Origin of the sequence: Candidatus Rhabdochlamydia sp. W815 (genome assembly GCF_018642185.1) — a bacterium.
In the GTDB taxonomy this organism is placed as follows: domain Bacteria; phylum Chlamydiota; class Chlamydiia; order Chlamydiales; family Rhabdochlamydiaceae; genus Rhabdochlamydia; species Rhabdochlamydia oedothoracis.
In genome coordinates, this window is the sequence record NZ_JAAVTY010000099.1 from 1 (window position 1) to 5,731 (window position 5,731).

Genomic DNA, 5,731 nt, shown 5'->3' on the forward strand with positions numbered 1-5,731 from the left:
GAAAAATGTCGCAGGCTATGGAAAAATTGCGAAAGAAAACTACATACAAGCCTGAATATGGTGGTTCTTGCTTTTATTGCTCTACTTTTGAAAAGATTTTAAACAGGCTCTAAGGAGCAACCCCTTCTTTGTGTGTAATTATGGCATGTATAGTGGATATCAAGGGCTGGGAAAACTTCATAAAAGAACTCGAACGCTTAAAAGGAAGAGTAAGAAAACCTTTTGATAAAAGAAGATAAATACAATATATAGAATGATTGAAAAAAGGGAAACTTATGCAATCACAATCCATTGACCATTAGACTGCCTTTTACAAACATGAATAGCTCTCTTTTTAAATTGAAAATTTTCACTATTAAGTTTAGTCAAAAACCTTTTTTGCTAATACACTTTTTTCTCCCTCAGAACGAGCCACAAGAACCGCACAACAGCTGTCGCTAAATACATTTACGGCCGTTCTACACATATCTAATAAACGATCAACTGCAATAAACAATCCAATTCCATCAATGGGAAGTCCTATGGTTTTTAAGATCACAATAAGAGCAACTAAACTAGCAGAAGGAACGCCTGCTACTCCAATGGAAGAGATCAATGCAAGTAGGACTATAGAAAATTGTGTGACAAAAGAAAGTTCAATTCCATAGGCTTGAGCAATAAACATAGCTGCTACACATTCATATAAAGCTGAGCCTGACATATTCAAAGAGGTTCCTAAAGGAATAACTAAACTGCAAATACGATTGGATACGCCGGCTCTTTTTTCTACACAGTCAATAGTAATGGGGAGGGTAGCTGAAGAAGAACTGGTAGAAAAAGCAGTAATGATAGCAGGGGTCATGGCTTTAAAATGACGAACAGGGGAGACCTTAGCTATCCATTTTAATAAAAGAGGAAGAGCGACTAAGGTAAAAAATATAAACCCTAAGAAAATCGTTACTGTAAATAATCCCAAGGAATAGAGCGAATGCAGTCCTGTTTCAGACATGGTTTTAGCAACGAGAAAAAAGACACCTATAGGTAAAAATTTAATAACGACATGGGTAAATTCAATCATAATTTGAAAGATACCCTTTGCAAAATCTAAAACGGTTTGAGAAAAATGGGATTTAACCTTAGAAATACAGTATCCAAAGAGTAAACTAAAAAAGATAATTCCCAGCATTTCTGTTTTAGCAAAGGCCGCAAAGATGTTCGAAGGAATAATCTTTAGAAGAAGCTCGCTAAAGCGATGATTTGCATGTGTTTCAACTAATTGGTGCTTCATGTCTGTCAAATCAGCAGAAGAGGACACATGTTCCGGGGTAATAGAAAGACCAGGGCCGATTATATTTACAAAAAAAAGCCCTATTAAAATAGCTAGAAGAGTTGTACTTATGTAAAAAGTCACCATCTTTAACCCTAGCCTTCCCACAGATTTTTGATCTCCTATACGAGCAATGCCTGTAATCACAGAAGAAGCAACCAAAGGGATTACAACAAGAGTTAGAGCATTAATAAATAAAGAGCCAAAAAACTCATAAAACGGGTGAAGCGATGAAAATAGGTCTATTCCAAAAATACTCTTCCCTTGTTGCGTACAATCTCCTATAATAATTCCTAAAGCGATTGCAATTAATACTTTCCAGGGGCTTTGTCTTTTTTTACTAGTCATTACTTTGTATTCCTTTAAATTTATGTAATTCCTATGCTAGTCTACCTAAACTTTTCATTTTTATCCATTTTCTTATGCCTGAATTGCCCGAAGTCCAAACCACTGTTAATCAATTAAAAGTCTTTGAAAAAAAACATCTTATCAAAGTTAAGGTACATGATTTTAAACTCAATACGCAAAAAGCACTCGACTCACTAAAAGATCAAATTCTTTTATCTATTACCCGCCGTGGAAAATATATGCATTTTGCTTTTGAAAATCGATCTTTGATCGTTCATTTGCGTATGACAGGGCAGTTTCTGATAAAACCGAAAAAAGAAAAGCATGATCGGGCAACCTTTTTCTTCTTCGATCAGCCTCCGCTTTTTTTTAAAGACACCAGGCGTTTTGGGACCTTCCTCATCACCAATAAGCCAGAAGAGGTTTTTCAGAAGTTAGGTAAAGAGCCTCTTGATCCTTGTTTTACGCCAGAGGAGCTGTATCAGTTGCTATTATCTAGAAAACAACCTCTCAAAGCAGCTCTATTAGACCAAACCTTGATTGCAGGTTTAGGTAACATTTATACCGACGAAGCTCTGTGGAAAGCAGCTCTTCATCCTCAAAGAAAATCCTCTAGCATCTCCTTTGCAGAAGCAAAGATTTTATTCTTTGCCATTCGAGAGGTCCTGCAAAAAGGACTTGATCAAGGAGGAACCAGCTTAGGAAAGGGAAACGCCAATTTTCATGCTATAAATGGTCAAACAGGTAAAAACCAAAATCATTTATGGGTCTATGCTAGGGAAAAGCAGCCTTGTCCTATTTGTAAAAACCCTATTCAGAAAATAGCCTTCCAACAAAGAGGGACCCACTTTTGTCCGCTTTGTCAAGGGATTTAGCATCTATCTCTAAATAAAATAAATGTTTGTTTTAATAAGAAGTTAATGTTATTATCTTTTGAATCAAAATCATTTAAAGTGAGGTTTTTTAAATGAGTCTTGTATTTCCTGAAAGAATGGATAGTTCTGGAAAAATTGAATATCCTAGTTATACCGTAGCTTTTGACATATGTCAAAATAACAAAAAAACAACTACTCTTGAAAAAGTGCAAGTATGCGCACAACGCTCTTTTCAGTTGGTTAGCATTTTCTTTGTTTCTTCAAAAGATGCTCTCTTTAAAACTTTAGGGGGTGCTGGTACCTCTTTCAAGTACACAGTTCTTAGTTATTACGGTTCTTGGAGCCAAATTCCTTTTCCTGAAAATGCTCATTTAGTTGTTTTCAAAATTGTTTTCTGGATTGTTTCTATGGGGTGGGGGATTGTTACAACTACCTTTCGTCTCTTTTCAGAAAGAGCTTCACCAGGTCATGCTTTATTTCTTAAACAATTTGCCAGTGATGAAATCGACGTAGATCACATTAAAACAGAAGAAATTGGTTTAGATGCAAGTCATGTGCCAGAAGATATTAAAGTCGATACTTTGAAAGAGCTTTTTGATAAAATTAATTTTACAGATAAAGCTGCTCCAGGATATATGGCAGAAGGATCCCGCCAAGAACAAAATAAAATTTTTTCTCCGGAAGAATTAAGAAAAAACCTCAATGAGTTTATACATAGAGTCAATACAAGAGAAGCGTTCATAGGAACTCCATCAACTCATGATGTATTTCAGCTTATGGATTTTTATCAACAAATTGAAGATGCGGTTCGTCTTTCTATTCACAAAGTAAGAGAAAATGTAACAGACTTTGAAGATAAAAATAAAAATAAGTCTGGTTCGTTTATCTATGATGAACTTGCTGAAGATAAAAAATGCGAATACAAGAATCTTTTAGAAACACAGGCTCGTGTAGCTTTAGATTTAGCTATTGCAGGGGGACATTGCGGAGCCCGATATATGGGTGAGGCTATGGATGTATATTACAACATTTATAATGAAGAGGGTGTTTCCAATGATAAAGATCTTCAAGGAACTTTAATCGAAATTTTAGCTAAAAAACGCGAAGAGATCGCTAAAGCAGAAGCTCAAAAGCTAGGCTTAGACGACAGGACTTCTGATACAACCCATCAATTTACTAAGTACATGGGCAATATGGGTAGGCTTCTTGGAATTCCAGGAACTAAGAATATTATAGAATATCTTTCACAGAGCATTGACACCTACCAATTACTAAATGATTTCTTCCAGAAATATACTGTTGATACAATTATCAAGACCATTCAAGAAAAAATAAAAACCTCTCAAAGCTTTCGAGAAAAAATCACGGATTGGATTAAAGACCAAATAAAAGATTGGAATCATGAAAAGTATGAAGATATTGATGTTATTTTTAAAGAGATAGAAAATATTCGAAATAGCCCTCTAAAAGAAACTATATTATCTTCTAATTTCCAAAAATTTCAAGACTTACTCCTCTATCTAAAAGGCGAAAAAATTGACTTACCAGAATTAAAAGAAGGTTGGGATAACTTTCTCCAAGAACTTTTTGCTTTAGATGAAGTAAAGGAAAATTTAAATAATGCGGTAGATAGAAATAACATAAAAACAAGTTGCTCTGAATCTACGCTTAGACCTGAACTACTTCAAGAGCTGCAAAGGACAATTGCTTCTGGTAATTTCACGCCAATCTCTTGTGATCGATATTTGCCAAGATTTATTGAAAACCAAAAGATTCAGGAAATGAAAAAAATTCTTCCTTTTGCGGAAGATGATTCTTTATTGAGATTATTAAAAAATGAAACTGATTTAATAGGATTTATTCGAGATTATCAAGAGCGAGTATGCCAGGAAGATTTTCTTGACTTTCTTGGTTTTGGAGAAATACTTGAAAAAATAACGTCGGTTTCTGCCGAAGATTTAACCGGTACTAAGAATTTAACGTATGCTGAAAATAGAGCTTATCAAAGATTGATAGAATGGATTCTGGTCTCTCAAAAGATTTTAAAGCCTCAAGTCGAGTCTAATCAGAATGAAATAGGGTATATAAATTTAGCTGAAAACCAAGTTAAGTCTTATGCTGAAACCGTACATAACGCTTCTCAAGAAATAGAAAAGCGCATTTCTCTAGAAAAACTGCTTACATTACTACGCAGTAAAGATGAAAATGCTGAAGACGTGTTTGCTGGTATACCAGATCAAGGTATTAGATATAGAGAAGCGACTAAGTTCAAAAGAGATGCAGTTTTAACATGGGTTTTTAATCAAAGTTTTCAGAAAAATCCTGATGGCATAACTGCTGCTGCAGAAAAAGTGAGCAAGCAAGTCTTTTATCCTAAGTGGAAAGAAGTTTGTTTGATTCAACTTCCCAAAGTTCCCGCATATACTTTCTGCAATACCTGTTTCAAAGTTGCTTTAATCATATCTGCTATATTTGCTTCTATTTTTTCAATCTATCGAGCACATGAACGAATAGGACACCTTTTTGTAGCTAAGGGGATTCCTTTTATTATCAATCATGTTCCTGTCCAGATTATTCGATCTGGTAATGCAATCATAGGAGTCAAAGAGTTTATTTGGAGAAATCGTTTTACAGTTATAGCAATTATCTGGTTAACTACAAAAGGAATAAGAAGGTTGCCTGAAATCCCTTATTTGAGTGCAGCTGCTAGATCTATTAATCTATGGGTAGTTCATAGACGTTTAACTTCTTCGCCTCAAACTATTTTCTGGTTTGCCTTGGCAAAGTCTACTTATAGTATAGGTAGTGTTTGGAATACATCTCAAGAGATTGGTCAACGATTTCGTAAGATATCTAGCAATGCTGAAAAAGAAAGAGATATAGCATATAGACAGAAATCCTTAGAAGTTTGGAAAAGCTGTCAAGTTGCTTTAGCATAAAGCTTTAAGAGAACCGCTCTAATAAGTGGTTTTCTTTCTATACTCAAATATATTAGAAATAAGATTTACAGGTTGGAAAATACATAGATTTTTTCCAAATACTTTAATTATACTAGTGCGATTCCTCGTGCATCATTTTTGTCTGTCTTATTTATTTTCAAAGCGCAAGAATCGTACTCAGCTTCCTTGCATCCATACATAGGGGATCTATAGCTCTTTTTCTAAATCCTGTGACTAGGTAATGAGATAAACATCCACTTTCA

3 protein-coding genes and 1 pseudogene are annotated in these 5,731 nt (G+C 34.8%); 3 read left to right on the forward strand and 1 reads right to left on the reverse strand.

Translation table 11 applies throughout. The features are described 5' to 3' along the window. Nucleotides 1–102 (forward strand): annotated as a pseudogene (locus tag RHOW815_RS06560) (IS5/IS1182 family transposase); the annotation flags it as partial. A 259-nt stretch (nucleotides 103–361) separates the two neighbouring features. Here RHOW815_RS06560 and RHOW815_RS06565 read toward each other — a convergent pair. Continuing rightward, entirely contained in the window at nucleotides 362–1,654 is a 1,293-nt protein-coding gene (locus RHOW815_RS06565; protein WP_215217526.1) for a dicarboxylate/amino acid:cation symporter, read from the reverse strand. A gap of 74 nt (nucleotides 1,655–1,728) precedes the next feature. On the opposite strand from RHOW815_RS06565, the gene mutM reads away from it, so the two are divergent. Together mutM and RHOW815_RS06575 are read left to right on the forward strand one after the other, a co-directional pair. Further along, entirely contained in the window at nucleotides 1,729–2,529 is an 801-nt protein-coding gene (gene mutM, locus RHOW815_RS06570; RefSeq protein ID WP_215217527.1) for a bifunctional DNA-formamidopyrimidine glycosylase/DNA-(apurinic or apyrimidinic site) lyase, read from the forward strand. 92 nt (nucleotides 2,530–2,621) lie between these two features. Beyond that, nucleotides 2,622–5,468 (forward strand): hypothetical protein, encoded by a 2,847-nt coding sequence (locus tag RHOW815_RS06575; protein ID WP_215217528.1) that lies wholly within the window; start codon nucleotides 2,622–2,624, stop codon nucleotides 5,466–5,468. Nucleotides 5,469–5,731: the final 263 nt, after the last annotated feature.